Annotated in this window: 2 protein-coding genes; one reads left to right on the top strand and one right to left on the bottom strand. The window is 64.3% G+C overall.

The genetic code is table 11. The annotated features are described in order from the left end of the window. On the bottom strand, positions 1-603 hold a 603-nt coding region (locus A2I95_RS40970), incomplete at its 3' end, for a Crp/Fnr family transcriptional regulator (RefSeq protein WP_291738022.1). 241 nt (positions 604-844) lie between these two features. Here A2I95_RS40970 and A2I95_RS40965 point away from each other — a divergent pair. Beyond that, positions 845-1,128: NnrS family protein (locus tag A2I95_RS40965; RefSeq protein WP_291738021.1), on the top strand; the 284-nt coding region annotated here is incomplete at its 3' end.

The raw sequence follows: 1,128 nt of genomic DNA, 5'->3' as shown, positions 1-1,128 counted from the left end.
GGCCGACAGCAGCCGGCTGACGGTGTGCAGCGTGGTGCCGGTCATCTCGGAGATATTGCGGCGGGTCACCGGGAAGGCGATCTCGATCCCCTCCTCCACTTTGCGGCCCGACTGGGTCACCATCCGCAACAGCGCCGCCGCCACCCGCTGCTCCACCGCCTGCGTCGCCAGTTCGGTGATCCGGGTCTGCATCTCTCCCAGCCGCTGGCCCAGGGTGTTGTAGCTCTCGGTGGCAAAGCCCTGGTACTTGGCGGTGAACTCCGGCCACATCCGCACCGGCCAGGACAGCGCCAGCGATTCCGAGGCCGCCACCGCGGTCGCCGGATAAGTGTCACGGTTCAGCGCGGGCGCAATGCCGAACAGCTGGCCCGGTGAAATATGCAGTGCGATGATCTGCTCGCCGCCCTCGGTGGTCTTCACCACCCGGATGTAGCCGTCCAGCAGCAGGTGGAATCGCTCTGCGTCATGGCCTTCGTGAAAGATCTCATTGCCCTCGTCATAGCGTTTGGGCAGCGCTTGATCGAGGATTTCGCGGATCTGGCCGCGCTCCAGGCGGCTGAAGGGCGGCAGCCCGGTCAGGAGGCTTTCATCGAGCTTGGACAAGAATGCACCGCAAGTTTGCTAGAGGACAAAGAGTTGACCCCGCCGTTATCGCATAGTGAAGCCAGAGGAAACAACCGTGCGGTAAAAACGGGAAACCGGAATTGGGGGAGCCTCCCTCCTCCCTGCCCGCCGGAGCTGATCCACGGGGTTCGGCGAAAGATTGCGTCCCTTGCGCTGAACCGGCGGGCGGCACCTGACCAGTGCCGCCCGCCTGTCTTTGACCGGACGTATGGAGGCCGTGATGGCTGCGCGAACCGACTATACCGGACCTGTTCTGTTTTCCTTCGGCTTCAGGCCGTTTTTTCTAGGCGCCTGCCTGTTTGCGCTGGCCGTGATCCCGGCCTGGCTGCTGATCTGGCGAGGCGATCTGGATTACAGCGGCCCGTTTCTGCCAACCGACTGGCACATCCACGAGATGATCTTCGGCTATGGCGCCGCCGTTGTGGCGGGCTTTTTGTTCACCGCGGTTCCCAACTGGACCGGGCGGATGCCCGCCCGCGGCTGGCCGCTGGCGCTGCTCTCTGG

This window comes from Leisingera sp. F5, from assembly GCF_001593695.1.
This window is presented reverse-complemented; position numbering and strand designations above follow the sequence as displayed.